22 protein-coding genes and 1 tRNA gene are annotated in these 20,988 nt (G+C 73.8%); 10 read left to right on the top strand and 13 right to left on the bottom strand.

What is annotated here, in order from left to right; genetic code table 11:
• Position 1: 1 nt before the first annotated feature.
• Complete coding sequence (locus K4S16_RS10670) at positions 2-1,057, top strand: ABC transporter substrate-binding protein (protein ID WP_149258670.1); 1,056 nt, start codon at positions 2-4, stop codon at positions 1,055-1,057.
• Between the two features lie 99 nt (positions 1,058-1,156).
• Here K4S16_RS10670 and K4S16_RS10675 read toward each other — a convergent pair whose 3' ends face one another.
• Positions 1,157-1,627 carry a hypothetical protein gene (locus K4S16_RS10675; RefSeq protein WP_149258671.1) on the bottom strand — a complete coding sequence of 157 codons (471 nt, stop codon included), beginning with the start codon at positions 1,625-1,627 and terminating at the stop codon, positions 1,157-1,159.
• 179 nt (positions 1,628-1,806) lie between these two features.
• On the opposite strand from K4S16_RS10675, the gene K4S16_RS10680 reads away from it, so the two are divergent.
• The 5 genes from K4S16_RS10680 (at position 1,807) to K4S16_RS10700 (ending at position 6,577) form a co-directional block, all read left to right on the top strand.
• Complete coding sequence (locus K4S16_RS10680; protein ID WP_149258672.1) at positions 1,807-2,517, top strand: hypothetical protein; 711 nt, start codon at positions 1,807-1,809, stop codon at positions 2,515-2,517.
• A 4-nt stretch (positions 2,518-2,521) separates the two neighbouring features.
• Positions 2,522-3,247 (top strand): hypothetical protein, encoded by a 726-nt coding sequence (locus tag K4S16_RS10685; protein WP_149258673.1) that lies wholly within the window; start codon positions 2,522-2,524, stop codon positions 3,245-3,247.
• 176 nt (positions 3,248-3,423) lie between these two features.
• Entirely contained in the window at positions 3,424-4,833 is a 1,410-nt protein-coding gene (locus K4S16_RS10690) for an aldehyde dehydrogenase family protein (protein ID WP_235036700.1), read from the top strand.
• A gap of 103 nt (positions 4,834-4,936) precedes the next feature.
• Positions 4,937-5,686 carry a hypothetical protein gene (locus K4S16_RS10695; RefSeq protein WP_149258674.1) on the top strand — a complete coding sequence of 250 codons (750 nt, stop codon included), beginning with the start codon at positions 4,937-4,939 and terminating at the stop codon, positions 5,684-5,686.
• 36 nt (positions 5,687-5,722) lie between these two features.
• The gene (locus tag K4S16_RS10700) at positions 5,723-6,577 is read left to right on the top strand and encodes an AraC family transcriptional regulator (protein ID WP_149258675.1); all 855 of its coding nucleotides are present in this window, start codon (positions 5,723-5,725) and stop codon (positions 6,575-6,577) included.
• A 12-nt stretch (positions 6,578-6,589) separates the two neighbouring features.
• Here the strand turns inward: K4S16_RS10700 and K4S16_RS10705 are convergent, their stop codons facing one another.
• From K4S16_RS10705 to K4S16_RS10715, 3 genes are all read right to left on the bottom strand, one after another.
• Positions 6,590-6,919 (bottom strand): multidrug efflux SMR transporter, encoded by a 330-nt coding sequence (locus tag K4S16_RS10705; protein WP_149258676.1) that lies wholly within the window; start codon positions 6,917-6,919, stop codon positions 6,590-6,592.
• Positions 6,919-7,788, bottom strand: a complete 870-nt coding sequence (locus K4S16_RS10710) for an LLM class flavin-dependent oxidoreductase (protein ID WP_200841794.1) — start codon at positions 7,786-7,788, stop codon at positions 6,919-6,921. Before K4S16_RS10710 ends, K4S16_RS10705 begins: the two co-directional genes overlap by 1 nt.
• Before the next feature lie 74 nt (positions 7,789-7,862).
• Positions 7,863-9,011, bottom strand: coding sequence for a helix-turn-helix domain-containing protein (locus K4S16_RS10715; RefSeq protein WP_149258677.1), 1,149 nt, complete (start codon positions 9,009-9,011; stop codon positions 7,863-7,865).
• A 127-nt stretch (positions 9,012-9,138) separates the two neighbouring features.
• Here K4S16_RS10715 and K4S16_RS10720 point away from each other — a divergent pair, with 127 nt between their 5' ends.
• A complete protein-coding gene (locus tag K4S16_RS10720; protein ID WP_149258678.1) occupies positions 9,139-9,933 on the top strand; it encodes a class II aldolase/adducin family protein in 795 nt (264 codons plus the stop codon).
• Here the strand turns inward: K4S16_RS10720 and K4S16_RS10725 are convergent.
• Positions 9,902-10,447: a MarR family winged helix-turn-helix transcriptional regulator gene (locus K4S16_RS10725; RefSeq protein ID WP_149258679.1), complete on the bottom strand. Its 546-nt coding sequence runs from the start codon at positions 10,445-10,447 to the stop codon at positions 9,902-9,904. The genes K4S16_RS10720 and K4S16_RS10725 overlap by 32 nt on opposite strands.
• 56 nt (positions 10,448-10,503) lie before the next feature.
• Between K4S16_RS10725 and K4S16_RS10730 the strand changes: the two genes are divergently transcribed.
• Positions 10,504-10,905: a VOC family protein gene (locus tag K4S16_RS10730; protein WP_149258680.1), complete on the top strand. Its 402-nt coding sequence runs from the start codon at positions 10,504-10,506 to the stop codon at positions 10,903-10,905.
• Here K4S16_RS10730 and K4S16_RS10735 read toward each other — a convergent pair.
• Together K4S16_RS10735 and K4S16_RS10740 are read right to left on the bottom strand one after the other, a co-directional pair.
• Positions 10,899-12,332: an ATP-binding protein gene (locus tag K4S16_RS10735; RefSeq protein WP_149258681.1), complete on the bottom strand. Its 1,434-nt coding sequence runs from the start codon at positions 12,330-12,332 to the stop codon at positions 10,899-10,901. The genes K4S16_RS10730 and K4S16_RS10735 overlap by 7 nt on opposite strands.
• Positions 12,329-13,975: an FAD-dependent oxidoreductase gene (locus K4S16_RS10740; protein ID WP_149258682.1), complete on the bottom strand. Its 1,647-nt coding sequence runs from the start codon at positions 13,973-13,975 to the stop codon at positions 12,329-12,331. Before K4S16_RS10740 ends, K4S16_RS10735 begins: the two co-directional genes overlap by 4 nt.
• Before the next feature lie 131 nt (positions 13,976-14,106).
• Between K4S16_RS10740 and K4S16_RS10745 the strand changes: the two genes are divergently transcribed.
• Positions 14,107-15,162, top strand: coding sequence for a Gfo/Idh/MocA family oxidoreductase (locus K4S16_RS10745; protein WP_149258683.1), 1,056 nt, complete (start codon positions 14,107-14,109; stop codon positions 15,160-15,162).
• Positions 15,163-15,175: 13 nt separating this feature from the next.
• On the opposite strand, the gene K4S16_RS10750 is transcribed toward K4S16_RS10745, so the two are convergent.
• The gene (locus tag K4S16_RS10750; RefSeq protein WP_149258684.1) at positions 15,176-16,411 is read right to left on the bottom strand and encodes an RNA-guided endonuclease TnpB family protein; all 1,236 of its coding nucleotides are present in this window, start codon (positions 16,409-16,411) and stop codon (positions 15,176-15,178) included.
• Between the two features lie 274 nt (positions 16,412-16,685).
• On the opposite strand from K4S16_RS10750, the gene K4S16_RS46410 reads away from it, so the two are divergent.
• Positions 16,686-16,814 carry a hypothetical protein gene (locus K4S16_RS46410; RefSeq protein ID WP_268843220.1) on the top strand — a complete coding sequence of 43 codons (129 nt, stop codon included), beginning with the start codon at positions 16,686-16,688 and terminating at the stop codon, positions 16,812-16,814.
• 246 nt (positions 16,815-17,060) lie between these two features.
• Here the strand turns inward: K4S16_RS46410 and K4S16_RS10760 are convergent, their stop codons facing one another.
• The 5 genes from K4S16_RS10760 to meaB form a co-directional block, all read right to left on the bottom strand.
• Complete coding sequence (locus tag K4S16_RS10760) at positions 17,061-18,083, bottom strand: hypothetical protein (RefSeq protein WP_235036701.1); 1,023 nt, start codon at positions 18,081-18,083, stop codon at positions 17,061-17,063.
• A gap of 197 nt (positions 18,084-18,280) precedes the next feature.
• The gene (locus K4S16_RS10765; RefSeq protein ID WP_149258685.1) at positions 18,281-18,721 is read right to left on the bottom strand and encodes an HNH endonuclease; all 441 of its coding nucleotides are present in this window, start codon (positions 18,719-18,721) and stop codon (positions 18,281-18,283) included.
• Positions 18,722-18,746: 25 nt separating this feature from the next.
• Positions 18,747-18,817 (bottom strand) — tRNA-Asn (locus K4S16_RS10770).
• A gap of 92 nt (positions 18,818-18,909) precedes the next feature.
• Entirely contained in the window at positions 18,910-19,908 is a 999-nt protein-coding gene (locus K4S16_RS10775; protein ID WP_149258686.1) for a GNAT family N-acetyltransferase, read from the bottom strand.
• A gap of 79 nt (positions 19,909-19,987) precedes the next feature.
• Positions 19,988-20,974 carry a methylmalonyl Co-A mutase-associated GTPase MeaB gene (gene meaB, locus K4S16_RS10780; RefSeq protein WP_149258687.1) on the bottom strand — a complete coding sequence of 329 codons (987 nt, stop codon included), beginning with the start codon at positions 20,972-20,974 and terminating at the stop codon, positions 19,988-19,990.
• Positions 20,975-20,988: the final 14 nt, after the last annotated feature.

A 20,988-nucleotide genomic window follows, 5' to 3' on the forward strand; every position in this document is an offset into this window, starting at 1 on the left:
CATGCCCAGCACCTCCGTCCGGGCCGGCGCCGCCGCGCTCGCCGCCCTCACCGCCCTGTCGTCCCTGTCCGCCTGCCGCGACTCCCGCGCCGGGTCCGGCGGGGACGCCGGCTCCGGCGGCACCGTCAAGATCATGATCGGCGGCATCGACAAGGTCATCTACCTGCCCGCCAAGCTGACCGAGCAGCTCGGCTACTTCAAGGAGCAGGGCCTGGACGTCCAGCTGCTCACCGAGCCCGCCGGGGCGCAGGCCGAGAACGTGCTCATCTCCGGGGACGTCCAGGGCGTCGTCGGCTTCTACGACCACGCCATCCACCTCCAGACCAAGGGCAAGTGCGTCCAGAGCGTCGTGCAGATGGCGGACGTGCCCGGCGAGGCGGAGATGGTCTCGGCGTCCAAGGCGGGCTCCCTGACCTCCCCGGCCGGGTTCAAGGGCAAGAAGCTCGGCGTGACCAGCCCGGGATCGTCCACCGACTTCATCACCCGCGCGCTGGCCGTGCGCAACGGCGTCAAGACGTCCGACTACACGACGGTGAAGGCCGGCGCGGGCCAGACGTTCATCTCCACGATGGAGAACGGCGGCATCGACGCCGGCATGACGACCGACCCGACCATCGCCAAGCTCGTCAGCACCGGCAAGGCCAAGGTCATGGTCGAGATGCGCACCGAGGAGGGCACCCGCCGGGCGCTCGGCGGGCTCTACCCGTCCAGCTCGCTCTACATGGACTGCGCGTACGTGAAGGCGCACGGGGAGACCGTGCAGAAGCTCGCCAACGCCTTCGTCAAGACGCTCGGCTGGATCAAGCAGCACAAGCCGGCGGAGATCGCGGCGAAGATGCCCAAGGACTACGCGGGCGGGGACCCGGCGCTGTACGAGAAGGCGGTCGGCGACTCGATCAGCATGTTCAACGGGGACGGCGTGATGAAGCCGGACGCCGCCGAGAACGTCCTGAAGGTGCTGGCGCAGTTCTCCCCCGAGGTCGCGGAGAAGAAGGACGAGATCGACCTGGGCAAGACCTACACCACGCAGTTCGTCACCAAGGCCAAGCAGGGCTGAGCGCAGTGCCGGGGTAGAACGCAGTGCCGGGGTGAACGCCCCGGCGGAGCCAGCCGGACGCGGTGACGCGGGCCGGGCCTCGCGCGGAGGCCCGGCCCGTCAGCGTCCCCGGGTGGAGTAGAAGTCGACGCCGCCGTCGTCCTCGCGGTGGCCCGAGCCCCAGCGCCGCGGCGCCCAGGTGGGCATCAGCAGCGCGAACCCCATCATCCCGTAGATCCCCGAGCCGAGCAGCATGCGCAGCCCGAAGTCCATGTCGCCGGCCGGCGGCACCTTGCCGGGCAGGTCGAGGGCGCGGCCGGGGTCGGCCAGGAAGTAGGCGGACGCGCCGAGCAGCGCCAGCGCGGGCACGAGCGAGACCAGCGGCGACGCCCACCGCGCGACGATGACCACGCCCATCACCAGGCCCACGGCGGCGAGCAGGGCGAACGCGCCGTAGATGCGCGTGCGGTCGGTGATCTCCTGCCCGGTGCCGTCGAAGGACTGGCCGGCCTGGACGTACCCCCAGGCCGCGCCGTACAGCAGCGCGGGGGTCAGCAGGACGCCGAGGACGAAGCCGAAAGCATGGCGCACCGCGCATCACTTCCATTCGAACGCGCCCGCCGCAGGGCGCGGGTTCCGGTAGCGCCTCAATCACAACACGCGCATCGGCGGCGGCGCAGGATATCCGTGCCGTTTTATGACGGTTTGTTTTGAACGCCATTGAACGGGCATCGCGGTCTCATTCGATCCGCAGCACGTTGGAGGAAACAATGTCGACCGCGATTTGGGTCATCGTCGCCCTTGTGGTCGTCGCCGTTCTCGCCGCGGCCGGGTACCTCGCCTGGACCCGGTCCCGCACGGCGCGGCTCAAGCGGCGGTTCGGCCCGGAGTACGACCGGGTCCTGGAGCGCCACGGCGGCCGCGCGGCCGCCGAGCGGGAGCTGCGCTCCCGCGAGCAGCGCCACGAGGAGCTGGAGCTGCGCGACCTCGACCCCCGGCGCCGCGAGGAGTACCGCGAGCAGTGGGTCCGCGTCCAGGAGCGCTTCGTCGACTCCCCCGAGGCGGCGGTCGAGGAGGCCGACCGGCTCGTCACGGTGGTGATGGGCGAGCGGGGCTACCCGACGCACGGCTTCGAGGAGAAGGTCGCCCACCTGTCGGTGGAGCACGGCCAGACGCTGGAGCACTACCGGCGGGCCCACACGATCAGCGGACGGGCGGCGACCAAGGAGGCGTCCACCGAGGACCTGCGCCAGGCCATGGTGCACTACCGCGCCCTCTTCGAGGAGCTCCTCGCCCCGCACGGCGAGGCCCGTCACGAGAAGGGCGGACGGCACACCGCGGAGCACCGCGCGGCGAACCCCGCGGAGCACGCCGAGCGGCGCGCCGAGGAGCGCGCCGGGGAACACGCCGGGGAACACGCCGGAAGGCACGCCGCCGCGCCCGCCGGGCACCGCGGCGACGACCGAGACATGAGGAGCTGACCCGATGGAGCACAGGCGACCCGAGACCGGTACGCCGGCGTCCGGCGGGCCGCTCGCCGGCGAGCGGGCACGCGCCGCCGGAACGGCGGACCCGGGAGTGACCGACGACCTGCACGTGGCCGGGCCCGGGCCGGCCGCGTCCGGTACGCAGGCCCCGGAGACCGCGCCCGACACGGTTCCGGACCCGATCCCGGCCCGGCCCCCCGCCGGGACCGCGAATCCGGCCAAGCCCCCCGCCGGGACCCCCAACCCGGCCAAGGCCCCGGTCAAGGACGCGGGCGCGATCAAGACCCCCAGCCAGGAGGCGAACCAGGCCAGGACCCCCGTCAAGGACACGAACCCGGCCACGGCGACCACCCGGGACACCGACCCGTTCGGGACGCCCGTCCAGGGCGCGGAGCCGAAGCACGCCGCTCCCCGCGGGCCGGGCGCGGCGCCGGGGGCCGCATCCGGCGGCGCCCCCGAGAAGCTGTTCGACGCCGCCGAGGCCGGGCGGCTCCGGGAGCGGTGGCACGAGGTGCAGGCCGCGTTCGTCGACGACCCCGGCGAGTCGGTGCGCAAGGCCGACGGCCTGGCGTCCGAGGCGGTCGACGCCCTCGCGCGCTCGCTCGCCGCGCAGCGGCGCTCGCTCACCGAGGAGCTGGACGGCGGCGGGCAGCCCGACACCGAGCGGCTCCGCCTGACGCTGCGCCGCTACCGCGACCTCCTGGACCGCATCTTCGCCGCCTGACCCGACCCGCCCACGGGCGCCCCCGCACCCCGCGGGGGCGCCCTTCGCCGTCCGGGGGCGGCGACCGCCCACGTGGCCGGCCCCGCCGCCTCCCGAGATCGCCCCACCGCTCGTCAGGAAGCCGGTGAGGGTGAATACTGAATCCCGTTCGGTAACCCCGTGAGCGGAGGACCAAGGTGTCCGAGAACTTCTCGATGACCATCGACGGCCGGGCGGTGACCGCGCCCGGCACCTTCGGCGTGATCGATCCGGCGACCGGCGAGGTGGCCGAGCAGGCGCCCGACGCGTCCCGGGAGCAGCTCGACGCCGCGATGGCCTCGGCGCAGGCCGCCTACGCCGAGTGGCGCCGCGACGAGTCCGCGCGCCGCAAGGCGCTGCTCGCGGCGGCCGACGTCATGTTCGCCAGGTCCGAGGAGATCGGCCGGATCCTCACGCTGGAGCAGGGCAAGCCCCTGGCCGACGCGACCATGGAGGTCGTCGGCGCCGGCGTGTGGCTGAAGTACTTCGCCGACCTCGAACTGCCCCGCGAGGTCATCCAGGACGACGCCAACGCCCTGGTCGAGGTCGTGCGCCGCCCGATGGGCGTGGTCGCCGCGATCACCCCGTGGAACTACCCGCTGCTCCTCGCGATCTGGAAGCTCGCCCCCGCGCTGCTCGCGGGCAACACGATGGTCCTCAAGCCGTCCCCCTTCACCCCGCTGTCCAGCCTGAAGCTCGGCGAGGTGCTGCGCGACGTCCTGCCGCCCGGCGTGCTGAACGTCGTCACCGGCGGCGACGAGCTCGGCGCCTGGATGACCGGGCACGAGGTCCCCCGCAAGATCAGCTTCACCGGCAGCGTCGCGACCGGCAAGCGCGTCGCCGCCGCGGCCGCGCCGGACCTGAAGCGCGTCACGCTGGAGCTCGGCGGCAACGACCCCGCCATCCTGCTGGACGACGCCGACCCGGCCGCGGTCGCCGACCGGCTGTTCGGCGCCGCGTTCCAGAACAACGGGCAGGTCTGCTCGGCCATCAAGCGCGTGTACGTCCCGGAGGCGCTGTACGGGGACGTGGTGGACGCGCTCGCCGAGCGGGCGAAGGCCGCCCGGGTCGGCAACGGGATGGATGAGGGCGTCCAGTACGGGCCGATCAACAACCGGCCGCAGTACGAGCGGGTCGGCGAACTCGTCGCCGACGCGCTGGCCGGCGGCGCCCGCGCGGCGGCGGGCGGCAAGCCGATCGACGGGCCCGGCTACTTCTTCGAGCCGACGATCCTCGCCGACGTCGCCGACGGCACCCGGATCGTGGACGAGGAGCAGTTCGGCCCGGCCCTGCCGGTCGTCAAGTACACCGACCTGGACGACGCCCTCGCCCGCGCCAACGGCACCCACTTCGGGCTGTCCGGCTCGGTGTGGGGCGCCGACGCCGACCGGGCCGCGGAGGTGGCCGGGCGGCTCGAGTGCGGCACCGCCTGGGTGAACACCCACCTCGCCCTCGCCCCCCACCAGCCGTTCGGCGGCTTCAAGTGGAGCGGCGTCGGCGTCGAGAACGGCCCCTGGGGCCTGTACGGGTTCACCGAGCTCCAGGTGATCCACCGCTCGAAGGCCTGAGCGGGTCCGCCCTGACCGGGTGCGGTCCGGCGGCCGGCCGCCGGACCGCACCCGTCTCCGGTACGTTCCACATGTCCCACCGACCGCGGAGGAGCCGGACAGGATGCAGACCTGGGACGTCATGCGGCAGGACGACCTCGGCAACGTCTTCCGCGTCGCGGCGCACGACTCCAGGATCTCCGCGCTGGCACAGGCCATCGTCCTTGAGAGCGGCGTCCGGCACAGGCAGATGTACTGGGTGGACGGCCCGCCGGGGCCAGCCGTGCGCACCAACCGCGACCTGTACCTGGTGTTCCTGCACCTCGGCCAGGACGCCAGGGCGGCGTCGTGGTCCCTGTCGGCGTTCCTGCGCTCGCTGTGGAAGGTCGGCGCCGTGCTCGCCGACCAGGCGCGGCTCGAGCCGGACGACGTGGCGGCGATGTTCGCCGCGGCCGCCGCCACGTCGCCGGCGCCCTTCGACCCCGCGTGGAGCGGCAGGGACCTGTCGCTTCCCGGCGACGAGCCGGAGGGGTACGCCGACTGGGAGCGGGTCCTGCTCTCCCAGATCGCCGACCTGGAGGACTTCCTGGCCGCTCCCCCGGGCCCGCAGGCCCGGTTCGGCGTGGAGGCGCCCCGGCCGCCCGGCTCGGGGGCCCGCGCCACCCCGTCCCGCTGGTGCAACTTCGACCCGGCGACGTACCTGGAGTGCGCGGTCGCGGGCAGCCTCGGCGGGTGGGACGCCGCCGACGGCGCCCGCGCGCCGCTGCCGACCGGGCCCGGCGAGCCGCCGGCCCGCTCCCCCGTCCGCACGATCACCGCGATGAGCTGGGCCGACCTGGCCCGCGTCGCCGTGTGCGGGCAGATGTACGAATAGCCCGCCCTGTCACCCCGGCGTGGTAGGACTGGCTCCATGGGCGACAGGCCGGTCGAGTTCGGCGACCGGGGCGGCTGGTGGCTGGCACGGGGCCGCCCCCATCCGGCGCTGCGCCCGTTCCTGCGCTCCTATGACGGCTACTGGGAGACGGAGGCCGTGCCCACCCGGATGCGGACCCTGCCCACCCGCACCACCGTGGTGATCCTCAACCTGGGGCCCCCGCTCCACCTGGCGGTCCCCGACCCGGGAGTGCGCGACCGCGCGTACGGGTCGTTCGTCGCGGGGATGCACGACGGCCACGGCATGTACCTCAGCCCCGGCGGGCAGCGCGGCATCCAGCTCGACGTGACGCCCCTCGGCGCCTACACGCTGCTCGGCGTCCCGATGGCGCGGCTCACCAACGCCGCCGCCGACCTGCCCGACCTGCTCGGCCGGGAGGCGCGGACGCTGGTCGAGCGGCTCGGCGACGCGCCGACCTGGCAGGCGCGGTTCGACATCCTGGACGCCTTCCTGCTGCGCCGCCTCGACGCCGGCCCGGTCCCCGACCGGGAGGTGGTCCGGGCGTGGCGGCTGCTCACCGGCGACCCCGCCGTGTCCGTCGCCGGCATCGCCGCCGACGTCGGCTGGAGCCGCAAGCACCTCACCCACCGGTTCCGGGAGCAGGCGGGGCTGCCGCCCAAGGTGATGGCGCGGGTGCTGCGCTTCCAGCGCGCCGTCGAGCTGCTCCTCGGCGGCGCCGGGCTCGCCGAGGCCGCCTTCGCCTGCGGGTACTACGACCAGGCCCACCTCAACCGGGAGTTCCGCGCCCTGTCCGGCTGCACGCCCACCGAGCTGGTCGGCGGCCGGCTCGGGCAGCAGCGCGTCCCCGCGCCGGCCGACGTCCCCGCCTGACCCGGGCCGCGGTCAGTTCTGGTGCACGCCTCCGCCCAGGTTCATCACGATGACGCCGAGCACGATGATCACCGCGCCGGCGACGGTCACCGGCTTGACCGGCTCGTCGAACAGCAGGACGCCGCCCGCGAACGCGCCGATCGTGCCGAGCGCGGACCAGATGGCGTACACGGGCCCGACGTTCAGCGACGTCAGCGCCCTGGCCATGAAGACGAACGAGATCAGGTACCCGGCCACGACGATCAGCGACGGCACGAGCCGGGTGAACCCGTCGGAGGCCCGCATCGCCAGCGTCGCGGCGACCTCGAAGGCGATCGCGAGGCCGAGCAGCACGAACGGCATCAGCGGGCCTCGCCGTACTCGGCGGCGACCGCCTCGAAGACCTTCATGTCCGCGTCGAACGGCGAGCCGGGGCGGGGCCAGTGCAGCGCGATCTCGGTGATGCCGAGCTCGCCGTAGCGGCCGGCGAGGTCGGCGAACGCGCCGGGCGACTCCAGCCAGGGCTCCTCGTTGAAGCCGGTCAGCAGGACGAGGTCGGCGAGGTCGCGGCCCTCGGCCGCGCACGCCGCGCGCAGGGCGTCCAGCCGGGAGCGGACGATGCCGTAGGGCTCGTCCCCCGCGCCGTGGGCGCTGGTCACCCAGCCGCTGCCGTGCCGGGCGGCGAGCCGCATCCCGCGCGGCCCGTCCCCCGCGATGACGAGCGGCACGCGGGGCCGCTGGACGCAGCCGGGCTCCTGCACGACCTCGCGCGCGGTGTAGTACTCCCCCTCGAAGGACGTCTCGGGATCGGTCAGCAGGCGGTCGAGCAGCGCGACCCATTCGGCGAAGCGGGAGGCGCGCTCGCCGGGGCTCCAGTCGGCGCCGCCGAGGACCCCGGCGTCGGACGCGCGGCGCGTGCCGCCCGCCCCGACGCCGATGGTCAGCCGCCCGCCGCTGACGTGGTCGATCGTCTTGATCGCGTGCGCGGCCGGCACGGGGTGCCGGAAGTTGGGCGAGGTCACCAGCGTGCCGATGCGGATCCGGGAGGTGACCGCCGCGGCCGCGGCGAGCGTCGTGTACGCGTCGTACCAGGGCGTCGTGCCGCGCCAGGCGATGTGGTCGTACACCCACGCGTGCCGGAACCCGAGCTCCTCGGCGCGCCGCCACAGGTCCCCGGCCTCCGGCCAGGACCGCATGGGCCACATCACGGTGCCGATCCTCGGTGCCGTCACCGGTTCCTCCGTTCTCCCCCTGACGTCCCACCGCGGAAACGTCCCCCCAATAGATACAGGCCGCCGGGGACAGATCAGGTGCCGGGCCCCGCGAGCCACCGGTGCAGGGCCCACCACCAGTTCGCGGTGCGCGACACCGCCGCGCCCCCGGCGGGGTCGAGCAGCGGCCGCCCGGTCAGCTCCTGGAACCGGCGGATCCGGTACTTCACGGTGTTGCCGTGGACGTGCAGCGCCGCGGCCGTCGGCTCGATCCGGCCGCCGTGGTCGAGGTAGGCCAGCGCGGTACCGGCCAGTTCCCGGTGGAAGGGATCGCCCGGGTCGAGGCCCGCCAGGAGCGCGGCGGCGAGCAGGCCGCCGAGCTCCGGCTCGGCCTCGGTGGCGGTGAGCAGCGCGAGGTCGGCCAGCTCCCGCATCCCGGTGAGCCCCGCCGCGGCGCCCGCGCGCAGCGCCCGCCGTCCGAGCGCGTACATCGGGGCGACGGCGCCGGGACGGGCGGGCGGCGCCGCCACCAGCAGCGGGCCCGACGGCCCGGTGACCCGGTCGCGCGGGCCGGGGAGCCGGGCGACCAGCGCCGCGAGCCGGCCGTCGACCAGCCCGCACAGGCCGGGCCCGGCGGCGGTGAGCGCCGCCTCCAGCCGCCCCGCCACGGCCGGGTCGCTGACGTCGGACACCACGCAGTGGTAGGCGGCCCCGGGGTCGAGCGGGGCGAGCACGGGGACGGCCTCCCCGTGCAGCAGCTGCCGGAGCATCTGGAGCCGCTCCTCGCGGGCGGTCCGCGCCATCTCCAGCTCGGCGACCCGGTGCGCGTGGACCATCCGCTGCACGAGCGCCGTGGTGATCTCGTCGATGCGGGTCACGCCGTCCAGCAGCGCCGCGTCCGGGACGCCCATCCGGCGCCCGTCGGCGACGAGGGCCCGGACGAGGTGGGCGCGGCCCGCCTGGAAGCCGTCCAGGAACGCCGCGACCGGCACGCCCTGCCGGGCCCGGTCCGAGCCGAGCCGCTCGGCCGCCGCGAGGACCTCCTCGCTCGGCTCGCCGTCCTCCAGGGCGGCGAGCACCCCGCGGACGAGGGCGCGGGTGTGCCGCCTGGTCTCCTCCTCCGGCAGCGCGGCCACCAGCTCCGACCGGCCGCGCGCGGCGCGGACCGTCGCCTCCAGCAGCACCGGGTCGTCGGTGTGCTCGATCAGCAGCCGCAGGAAGCGGTCGCCCGCGCCGGGGTCCATCACCCCATTGTGCTCCGCCGTTGTCCCTTCCGGACAACCGGGCGTGCGGGCGTTGGGCGCCCCCGGTCTAGCCGGGAGGCCGGACCATGGTGTTCGGTGGTCGGGAGACGAGCCCAAGGAGTGCCCGATGTCCGACGAGGAAGAGTTCCTGGAGAAGCTGCCGACCGACCTGATCTTCCGGCTGCCGCCCACGTTCGACGACGTCGCGGACGAGCGCCGGCACCGCAAGGAGCGCCTCGCCGCCGCGCTGCGGATCTTCGGCAGGTTCGGCTTCGAGGAGGGCGTGGCCGGGCACATCACCGCCCGCGACCCCGAGCGCACCGACCACTTCTGGGTCAACCCGTTCGGCATGTCGTTCAAGCACATCCGGGTCAGCGACCTGATCCTGGTGAACCACGAGGGCAAGGTCGTGGAGGGCCGCTACCCGGTCAACGAGGCGGCGTTCGCGATCCACTCGCAGGTGCACCAGGCGCGCCCGGACGTGGTGGCCGCCGCGCACAGCCACTCCATCCACGGGCGGGCGATCTCGGCGCTCGGCCAGAAGCTCGAGCCGATCACGCAGGACGTGTGCGCGTTCTACCAGGACCACGGGCTGTTCGACGACTACACCGGCGTCGTCACCGACCTTGAGGAGGGCAAGCGCATCGCCGCGGCCCTCGGCGGCCACAAGGCCGTCATCCTGCGCAACCACGGCCTGCTCACCGTCGGCGACACCGTGGACGCCGCCGCGTGGTGGTTCATCACGATGGAGCGCTCCTGCCAGGTCCAGCTCCTGGCGAAGGCCGCGGGGCAGGTCGTGCCGATCGAGCACGACAACGCCGTCCTCACCCACGAGCAGATCGGCAACGACCTGGTCGGCTGGATCAACTACCAGCCCCTCTACGACCAGATCACCCGCGAGCAGCCCGACCTGTTCGAGTAGGCGGCCCCTCCCCCGGCCCCGGCGCCCTCGGCGGCGCCGGGGCCTTCGCGCGCTCCGGGCGCGCCCGCGGATCGTGGTGGGCGAGCAGGACGCGGGCGGTGCGCTCCAGCGCGGCCCGGTCCCCGGGGGTCAGCGGCTCCAGCAGTTCGGCGTCCAGTTCGGCCGCGCGGCGGGTGACCTCGTCCAGCTCCGCGCGGCCCTCGGCGGTCAGCTCGACCACGTAGCGGCGGCGGTCGGCCGGGGCGCGCTCCCGGCGGACGAGCCCGGCCCCCTCCAGCCGCCCCACGACCTCGACGAGGTCGCTCGGGTCGATGCGCAGCCGGACGCCCAGGTCGCGCTGGGAGGCGGGCGCGGCGTCGTCGAGCGCGGACAGCACGGCGAAGTGCCAGAGGCCGAGCCCGTGCTCGTCCATCATGCGGCCCATCCGCACGCGCCCGGCCCGCCCGACCTGGGCGAGCACGAACGTGGTGATCCCGAGCAGGCGGGGCGGCAGCGGCCCGGCGGTCTCCTCCATCCCCCTATTGTAGGGTTGCTCCAATCATTGGTGACCACCCACGAATGGGAGACGGTATGGACGCGCTGTATCCGCGCCTTCTGGTGGACGACTTCCCCGCCTGCGCCCGCTTCTACGAGGCGGCGATGCGGGCTCTGCTCGGGATCGAGCCGGTCAAGCTGCTCCCGGAGGCCGAGTACGCGAACTGGGACCTGCGGGGTGAGGCCGTGCTGGTCGTGATGGGACGCGCCCGGATGGCGAAGGCGGTCGGTACCGCGGACCTGCCCGCGCCGTCCGGGCAGGACGGCGCGATGCTGGTCCTGCGCGTGGCCGACGTGGACGCGGCGGCCGGGACGCTCCGCGGGCTCGGCGCCGCGCAGGTCGCCGGGCCGCGGGACCGCCCCGAGTGGGGGCCCGGGCTGCGCACCGCCCACCTGCGCGACCCCGGCGGCAACCTGCTGGAGCTCCAGTCCTACTGAGCGGTCTCCTCGCCCGGCTCTCCGGCGGGCTCGGTGAGCGGGAGCAGGACCTGGAAGCGGGTGTCGCCGGGAAGCGACTCCACCCGGATGTCGCCGCCGTGCCGGCCCGCGACGATGCGCCAGGAGATGTCGAGGCCGAGGCCGGTGCCCTGCCCCACCGGCTTGGTGGTGAAGAACGGCGTGAAGATCCGGCCGAGGTCCTCCTCGGGGATGCCGACCCCGGTGTCGGCGATCTCCACCAGCGCGCAGTCGTCCTCGCGGGCGGTGCGGATCGTCAGCGTGCCGCTGCCCTGCATGGCCTGCAGCGCGTTCACGATCAGGTTCGTCCACACCTGGTTCAGCTCGGCCGCGTAGACCGGGACGGGCGGGAGCGTCTCGTCGTAGACGGTCTTCACCGTCACGCCCTCGCCGAACTTGCGCTTCAGCATGGTGAGCGTGCTGTCCAGCAGCTCGCGCAGGTCGGTGCGCTGGTAGGGGGCGCGGTCGAGCTGGGAGTACTGGCGGGCGGAGTCAAGCAGCGCGGTGATGCGGCCCATCGCCTCGGAGATCTCCGCCTGGAGCTGGGTCACCTCCATCACCTCGGCCAGCCAGCGCATCGCGGCCGGCAGGTGCCCGCCCGCCGCGCGCTCGACCTCCTCGGCCTGCTCGATGCCGATCCCGGCGGCCACCAGGCCGGGCGCTAGCTCCCAGGCGTCCTCGACGCCGTGCTCCTCCAGCCAGTCGCCCAGCTCGTCCTCGGCGTCGCTGACCTCCAGCGGGCTGCGGCGCCCGCCCGGTGCGGCGGGCAGCGCCGGGCGCAGCGCCACGAGCGCGCTCAGATGGGTGCAGTCGACGCCCTGCGCGGCGAGGTCGGCCAGGCTCTTCTGCGCCCCGATCAGCCGGTCGCCGAGCTCGGCGCTGGCCCGCGCCGCTGCGGCGGCCGGGTTGTTCAGCTCGTGGGTGAGGCCCGCGGTGATCGTGCCGAGCGCGGTGAGGCGCTCGCGCTGGTCGATGGCCCGCCGCGCGTTGGTCATCCCGAAGAAGACGCCCTCCAGCAGGTGCGTGGCCATCGGGAACCACTTGCGGACCATCTTGCCGAACTTGTACGCCGGCAGCACGAAGAGCCGCGAGGGGCGCGTCGCGCGCAGCGAGTGCTGGTACCGCTGCTCGATCTTGTCGCCCAGGTACGCCTGCACGGCCCCGCCGTAGGTGCCGGGCCGGTCGGTCCGGCTGACCTGCGCCACGTGGCCCCGGACGTTCTGGGTCATCACCATCTCGCCGTCGAGCAGCACGTACAGGAACTCGGCGGCGTCGCCCTGGGCGCAGATGATCCCGTCCTGCGGGTAGTCGGCGACCGTCCCGCAGGCCGAGAGCCATCCCAGCTTCTCGTCGTCGAGGTCCTCGAAGAGGAACAGCTCCCGGAGCTGCTCCGGTGACGCGGTGTTCATGCCTGCTCCAGGTAACGGTGGACCAACGCGACGGCCATCGCGCCGTCGCCGACCGCGGACGCCACCCGCTTCATCGACTCCGAGCGCACGTCGCCCGCCGCGAACACCCCGGGGACGCTGGTCTCCAGGTGGTAGGGCTGGCGGGTGAGCGGCCAGCCGGCGGGGCGGCGGCCCCCGCCGACGAGGTCGGGCCCGGTCAGGACGTAGCCGCGCGCGTCGCGCTCGACGAAGCCGTCCAGCCACTGCGTGCCGGGTTCGGCGCCGATGAACACGAACAGCCAGTTCGCGTCGATGGTCTTCTTGCCGCCCGGCCAGGCGAACGTGAGCCGCTCCAGCCGGCCGGCGCCCTCCGCGGCGCACACCGTCTTGCCGGTGTGCACCTCGATGTTGGGCGTCGCCGCGATCTGCTCGACCAGGTAGTGCGACATCGACTTCGCCAGGCTGTCGGCCCGGACGACGATGTGCACCCGCTTGGCGTACTTCGCCAGGTGCACGGCCGCCTGGCCCGCGGAGTTGGCGCCGCCCACGACGGCGACCTCCTCGTCCGTGCACGACGGCGCCTCGGTGAGCGCGGCGCCGTAGTAGACGCCGCGCCCGACGAAGTCGTCCACGCCCTGCGCGTTGAGGCGCCGGTAGGAGACGCCGGTGGCGAGGATGACGGCGTGCGCGGCGATCTCCGTGCCGTCCGCCAGCCGCGCCACCCGGGCCGTGCCCCGCGACTCCAGCGCGGTGACCTCGCCGGCCTGCAGCAGCTCGGCGCCGAACCGGTCGGCCTGGCGGCGGGCCCGGTCGGCGAGCTGCGCGCCGCTCACCCCGTCGGGGAACCCGAGGTAGTTCTCGATGCGGGAGCTCTGCCCGGCCTGGCCGCCGAGGGCGCGCCGCTCCACCACCACGGTCTTCAGGCCTTCGGACGCGCCGTACACGGCGGCGCCGAGCCCGGACGGGCCGCCGCCGACGACGATCAGGTCGTAGAAGTCGGTGGACGGGGTGCTCGGCAGCCCGACGGCGGCGGCCAGCTCGGCGTCGGACGGGGCCGACAGCACCGTCCCGTCGGCGGTGACGATCAGCGGCAGCTCGGGGCAGTCGGCCGCGGTGACCAGCTGGGCGCCCTCCGGGTCGCCGTCCATCAGCCAGGTGTAGGGCACCTGGTGGCGGGCGAGGAAGTCGCGGACCTCGTAGCAGCGGGACGACCAGCGGTGCCCCACCACCCGCAGCTCGCCCGGCGGGCGCCGTTCGACCCGCGCCCAGGCGTCCAGCTGCTCGTCGATCACCGGGTAGAACTTCTCCTCCGGCGGGTTCCACGGCTTCAGCATGTAGTGGTCGAGGTCGACGTCGTTGATCGCGCGGATCGCCGCGTCGGTGTCGGCGTATGCGGTGAGCAGCACCCGGCGCGCGAAGGGGAACAGGTCCATGGCGCGCTCCAGGAACTCCACGCCGTCCATGCCGGGCATCCGGTAGTCGGCGAGCAGCACGGCCGTGTCGTCGCCGCGCAGCCGCAGCTCGCTCAGCGCCTCCAGGGCCTGCCCGCCCGACTCGGCGCGCACGATCCGGTACGACTCGGCGTACCGGCGGCGCAGGTCCCGCGCCACGGCCCGGGACACGCCCGGGTCGTCGTCGACGGTCAGCAGCACTGGTTTGGACAACGCGTCCCCCTCGTTTCAGCACATCCGCGAGCAAAAGCCTACGTGGATCCGGCGCCCGTTCGCCGGACCGGATCCGCCGACGGGGGCCCCGCCGCCCGGACGCCGCCGCGCCATCGGCCATGATCGGGGACATGGACCTGCGTGTTGCGCTGATCGGATACGGCACCGGCGGCTCGGTGTTCCACGCGCCGCTGATCTCGTCGGTGCCGGGGATGCGGCTGGCCGCGGTCGTGACCGGCGCCCCGGAGCGGCAGCGGGCCGTGCGGGAGCGGTACCCGGAGGCGGAGGTCCTCGACACCGTCGACCGGCTGTGGGGCGCGTCGGGCGCCTGCGACCTGGTGGTGGTGACGGCCCCGAACCGGCAGCACGTGCCGCTGGCCCGGACCGCGCTGACCTCGGGCGTCCCCGTCGTCGTGGACAAGCCCGTCGCGGCCGCGGCGGCCGACGCCCGCTCCCTCGCCGCGCTGAGCGCCGTCCGCGGGCTGCCGGTGTTCCCCTTCCACAACCGCCGCTGGGACGGCGACTTCCAGACGGCGCGGCGGCTCGTCTCCGCGGGCGCCCTCGGCGACGTCCGGCGCTTCGAGTCCCGCTTCGAGCGCTGGCGGCCGGAGGTCAGGGAGAGCTGGAAGGAGAGCATCGACCCCCGCGACGCGGGCGGCATCCTGTTCGACCTCGGCTCGCACCTCATCGACCAGGCGATCGCCCTGTTCGGCCGCCCGGAGAGGGTCTACGCCGAGATCGACACCCGCCGCGCCGGGGCGACGGCGCCCGACGACGTGTTCGTGGCCCTGACCCACCCTGGCGGCACCCGGTCGCACCTGTGGATGAGCGCCACCGCCTCGCACCTGGGCCCGCGCTTCCGCGTCATCGGCGGCAAGGCCGCGTACACGGTCTCGGGCATGGACGTCCAGGAGGAGCAGCTCCGCGCGGGCCTCACCCCCAAGGACCCCGGCTACGGCATCCCCCCGACCGGGTCCGGCGGCCTGCTCGGCACGCCGGGAGAGGAGGCCCCGGAGCCCACCGCCGCGGGCGCCTACCACGACTTCTACGCGAGCGTCCTGCGGACGCTCCGGGACGGCGCGCCGCCCCCCGTCACCCTCGCCGACGCCATCACCGGGCTGGAGGTCATCGAGGCCGCCGCCCGCTCCGCCCGCGAGTCCGCCGTCGTCGACCTCGGCGACCATTGACATCCTCTCCGTCCTAAAGGACGGAGATTCCCTCCACGCTGCGCGCGGACCACGCGGCGTCCGGGTGGGTTACCGCTTCGCCGCGCGGTGCCGCCATCGCTGGTGGTCTGACCCGCGCTCCACGGTCGTTTCGGCTCTCCGCCCGTCCGGCGGCGAGTATGTTCAGCGCCGCGTTCACGTCCCGGTCGTGGGCTGCTCCGCAGGGGCAGTCCCACGCCCGGACGTCGAGCGCGATCTTGTCGTTGATCCGGCCGCATGCCGAGCACATGCGGGTGGACGGCAAGAACCTGTCCACCCTGCCGAAGGTGCGCCCGTACCGGGCGGCCTTGTACTCCAGCATGGCGGTGAAGGCGGCCCATCCGGCGTCGTGGACGCTCTTGGCGAGCCGGGTCCGGCCCAGACCGGCCACGCACAGGTCCTCGACGTACACCGCTTGGCTGTCGCGGATGATCGCCGTGGACAGCTTGTGCTGCCAGTCCCGCCGGGTATCGGCCACCCGCGCATGCGCCCGCGCGACCTTGACGACGGCCTTCCCGCGGCGGTTCGAGCCCTTCTGCTTGCGCGACAGGGCCCGTTGCAACCGCTTGAGCTTGCGAGCGGCGCGGCGCAGGAACCTGGGCGCGGTCACCTTCGTGCCGTCCGACAGCACCGCGAAGTGCGTCAGCCCCAGGTCGATCCCCACCTCGTGATCCGAGGACGGCAGCGGCTCCTGCGGGCCGGTGTCCACGACGAACGAGGCGAAGTGGCGTCCGGCCGCGTCCCAGATCACGGTGACCGAGCTGGGATCCGACGGCAGCGGCCGCGACCACCGCACCCGCACCTCGCCGATCTTGGGCAGCCTGAGCCGGCCGTTGTCCAGCACCTTGAACCGGGAGTTGCGGGTGAACCGGATGCTCTGCCGGTTGTCCTTGCGCGACCGGAACCGGGGCGGGGCCACCTTGCGGCCCTTGCGCTGCCCGCTGATCGAGGCGAAGAAGTTGCGGTAGGCCGCGTTCAGGTCGGCCAGGGCCTGCTGCAGCACCACCGCCGACACCTCACCCAGCCATGCCCGCTCGGGGGTGACCTTGGCTTGGGTGATGACCCGCTTGGACAACTCGGCGTCCGACGGGTACGGCAAGCCCTGCTCACGGGCGTCCAGCCGTGCGCGCAGCCCGTCGTTGAACACCACCCGTGCGCACCCGAACGCCCGAGCCAGCGCGATCTGCTGACCAGGCGTCGGATACATGCGGTAGTTGTATCGTAACTGCACACCCGCACCGTACTGGCCTATGACCGAACTCGAAGGCATCCGCACCGACAGAAACCGCGTCGTTGCGATGCACGTGCACTTGGTCTTCGTGACGAAGTTCCGGCACGCCGAGCGCCGTCAAGCGGTACATCGAGCAGCAGAATCGTCCCGGTCAAGGCACTGCCCGGGCCATGACGACCCTCCCAGCGCGGGCCTTCCCCCGGCCTGAAGGCCGGAGCACTGGCCCGCATGCCGGTAGCGCGCCTCGGCGACCACGCCGGTGCAGGATCTGGGAGTGATGCGGGCCATCGGCATGCGGTACGTGCGCACGTACTACCCGCAGTTCGACGATCCGCTGCCAGACGCGCACCTCGGCGAGGTCGAGTACGAGATGACCCGCACCATGTGGGAGGAGATGCCCTGAGGCGGCGGCACCCGGCCTCGGCGGGGTGTAGTGGGCCCACTTGCCACCGGCGATCGAGGCCCAGCGGTCGGTGGTGCCCGGGTGCAGACCGAGGAGCTTGCCGATCACGGGCGGTGGGAGCTGGCGGGCGTATTCGAGCAGGTCGCCATCCCGCCATGGGGCGAGGTGTGAGAAGTGGACTCCCAGCCAGGCCAAACGCCTTCTTCAACGGTGCGAATAGCGCATCAGATGCTATTCGTCCCCTTATCAGAGGACGGAGACGTGGACGTGGTCGAAGTGGTTCTGGGTGACGCTGCCGCGGTCCTCCATCTGCCGCCAGCCGCCGCTGCCGCGCATGTCGTAGATGCGCTGCTTCCAGATGACGTACTTGATGCCGAGGCGGGACGCGTTGTCGATGACGTACTGGGCGACGCGGTCGCCGTGCGCCTGGGCGGAGGCGCTCGGCATCTTGCCGCCGGTGCTCTCCATGAAGTCGCAGGCCCGGCCCGAACCGTGGTCCTGGGGGTCGCCCGGGCGCGAGCAGCCGATGGTGGGGAACGCGCCGAACTTGCCGTCGATCTCCTGCAGCGCGGTGCGCATCCGCGCGGTCATCGAGTTGCCGACGATCGGGGACTTCGTGCCGCTCGCCCCGTCCGGGCGGCCGCCGCCGCCGGGGACGCTGGTGCGGGTCACCTCGGGCTTGTACTTGGCGAGCAGCTTCTTGACGCGGGCGCGCTGGCCCTCCAGGTCGTCGATCTCCTTCTTGACGGCGGCCAGCTTCTGCCTGGCCGTCGCCTGCGACTGGACCGCCTTCGCGTTCAGCGCCTCCAGGCTCTGGATGCGGCGGCCGTTGTTGCGGGTGATGTGCTCGATCACGGCGGCGTCGCGGACGGCGGCGCCCGGCTCGGCCGAGGAGATCATCGGGATCACGTCGAGGCGCCCGGTCATGTAGGTCGTGGAGGCGATGCGGGCCACGTCGACGCGGGCGGCGTCGTACTCGCGGCCGGCCTTCGCCGCGTCCGCGCCGGCGCGCTCGGCGGCCTTCTTCGCCTCCTCGAGGGAGACGAGCTCGCCCCGGTACTCCTTGGAGAGCTTCTCCGAGCGCGCCTTGAGCTTGGCGTACTCCTTCTTCAGGTCCTTCGGCTCCTGCGGGAGGCTCGCCGCGCTCCCGGACACCGGCGGCAGGGCCGCCGAGACGCCCGCCGCGAGGGCCAGCGCCGCGAGGCGCTTCGCCGTCCTGCGCCCGCGCGGGGGGCGGGGCGTCCTGCCGGGGGGATCGAGGGCCGCCACAGATCTCTCCTAGATAACAAAGCTCAAGATTGGCGGCACGCTACCACAATCGCCCGAATTGCCTCACAAGCTTCACAAAACACATAGAGTCACGCGCGGGCTACCGGCGGCCCCGGCCCCGGACGGCCCAGGGGCCGGACCGCGTGGCGCGGTCCGGCCCCTCCCCCGGTGGCACCGGACGGATCCGGCGCCCCCCGTCACGGCCCGACGAGTTCCTCCCAGCGCGGCACCCGCGGCTGCGACAGCAGCCGCAGGCCGGCCTCGGCGAGCGTCCGGTCGCCCTTGCGGTTGTTGCACCTCCCGCACGCCAGGACGGTGTTCTCCCAGGTGTCGCCGCCGCCGCGGGACTGCGGGTGGACGTGGTCGATCGTGTTGCCGCGCTTCCCGCAGTAGCAGCAGCGGCCGCCGTCGCGCAGGTAGACGCCCCGCTTGCTCCAGGGCGGCCGCCTGCCGTGCCTCCAGCGCATCGCGACGTAGCGGACGAGCCGCAGGACCCGCGGCACCGGGAAGCGGCCGAAGGTGCGGCCCTCCTCGGCCTCCTCCACGACGGCCACCTCGCGCACCAGCATGCGGATGGCGTGCCGCAGATCCACCCTCTGCATGGGCTCGTACGACGCGTTGAGGACGAGCACGTTCACCGTGTCACCTCCCTGGCCCGTGCCGCTCCCCCGTCAGGATTCGAACCTGGATATCCGCATTAACAGTGCGGCGTTCTGCCGTTGAACTACAGGGGAATGCTTCGGCAATTCTCCGCCTTCCGGGCATTTCCCGGAAGACCTCCTTGAGAATGCCCATCGGCGGGGCCCGGAGGCAACGTGTTTTCCGGTCAGGAACCGGTGGCGGGGAGGGCGGACACCGCGGCCTGGTACTCCAGGGACTCGCGCTCCAGGCGGAAGCCGAGCTCCTCGTTCACGGCGAGCATGTGGGCGTTGTCGCCGGAATTGTCTGTTTCGATTTCCCGCACCCCGGGGCACTCCTCCCCGAGCCAGCGCAGCATCGCGGCCTTCACCCAGATGCCGAGGCGCCGGCCGCGGTGCTCGGGCAGCACCGCCGTGTCATACTGCGCCGCGCGCCCGGCGCACCCCGCCGGCACCACGACCTCGGTGAACCCGGCGATGACGCCGCCGGACAGCGCCGCGACGGTGTACAGGTCGTCGCCGCGCTTGGCGACGATCTCGGCCATCTCGCGGACGCGGTGGGCGTCCCACGGCGACCCCTCGTACTCGGCGAAGTCCGCCATGGCGTGCTTGGCGCGGGCGAGGGCGTCGGCGTGCTCGTCCGGCACCGCGCCCTTCCAGCGCACGAGCCGGTACCCGGCGGGCGCCTCCGCCAGCAGCCGCGCCACGCGCTCGGCGGGGACCTCGTCCAGCCGCAGCAGCATGCCGCGCAGGGTCAGGACGCACTCGAAGCCGTGCGACTCCAGGAACGGGACGGCCGGGGTGCCCGCGAGGACCTGGGCGATCACGCTGGAGCGGCCGTCGGCGCGCAGGCCGGCCGCGGCCGCGGCGAGCAGGCGGCCGCCGAGCCCGCGCCGCCGGTGCTCGGGGCGGACCTGGATGTCGATCTCGCCGGGCCGGTCGGCGCCCGGCTCGCCGGGCAGCCGCAGCGCCGCCACCGCCACCAGGGCGCCGCCCGCCCCGGGACCGCCGGCGGCCGCCCACAGCCGCTGCCGCGAGCCGGCCTCCGCCCCGAGCAGCAGCCGCGCCGTCCGCTCCGGGTCGGGCGCGGGGTCGCCGGCCGGCTCGGCCGCGTGGACGGCGGCGAGCACCGAGTGCCACTCCCGGATCTGCGCGTCCGTCGGATCCTCGAGCGCGATGACGTCCATCCGACTTTTGTACCTGATCCCCGCCCGCCGCGACCGGGACCTGGCACAACCCATGGTTTCGGACGTACGGGAACCCGGCTCAGCGGTCTCGCGAGAACGCCTCCAGGATCCGCTCGGCGGCGAGCGCGGGCGTCAGCGCGCCGTCCGCGACCTCCCGCTCCAGGCCGGGTGCCAGCTCCCGGACGCCGGGATGCCCGCGCAGGTCGGACAGCAGGCGGTCGCGGACCAGCTCCCACGTCCAGCCGACCTGCTGGCGGCGGCGCCGGGCCTCGAGCTCCCCGGACTCGCGGAGCCGGTCCTGGTGCTCGACGAGCGCGCCCCACACCTCCTCCAGCCCGGTGCCCTCCTTGGCGCTGCACGTCAGGACCCGCGTGCTCCGGACGCGCTCGTCGCTGCGCAGCAGCCGCAGCGCGCCCGCCAGCTCGCGGGCGGCGCGCTCGGCCTCCCTCCGGTGCTCGCCGTCGGCCTTGTTCACGGCGATGACGTCGGCCAGCTCCAGCACGCCCTTCTTGATCCCCTGGAGCTGGTCGCCGGTGCGGGCGAGGGTGAGGAACAGGAAGGAGTCGACCATCTCGGCGACGGCCGTCTCGGACTGCCCGACGCCGACCGTCTCGACCAGGACGACGTCGTACCCGGCGGCCTCCATGACCACCATCGCCTCGCGGGTGGCCTTCGCGACGCCGCCGAGCGTCCCCGCGGTGGGCGAGGGCCGGATGAACGCGCCCGGGTCGGTGGCGAGGCGCTGCATGCGGGTCTTGTCGCCGAGGATGCTGCCGCCCGTCCGTGTGGAGGACGGGTCCACCGCGAGGACCGCGACCTTGTGCCCCTCCCCCGTCAGCCGGGTGCCGAGCGCGTCGATGAACGTGGACTTGCCGACCCCGGGCACGCCGGTGATCCCGACGCGGCGGGCGCTCCCGGCGTGCGGGGTCAGCTCGACCAGCAGCTTCTGCGCCAGCTCCCGATGGTCCGGGCGGGCCGACTCCACGAGCGTGATCGCCCGCGCGATCCACGCCCGCGACCCGTCCCGCACCCCGGCCGCGTAGTCGTCGACGCCCGGCGCGCTCACCGTGCTCCTTCCGG

This window comes from Actinomadura sp. K4S16 (assembly GCF_008327685.1).
GTDB lineage: Bacteria > Actinomycetota > Actinomycetes > Streptosporangiales > Streptosporangiaceae > Spirillospora.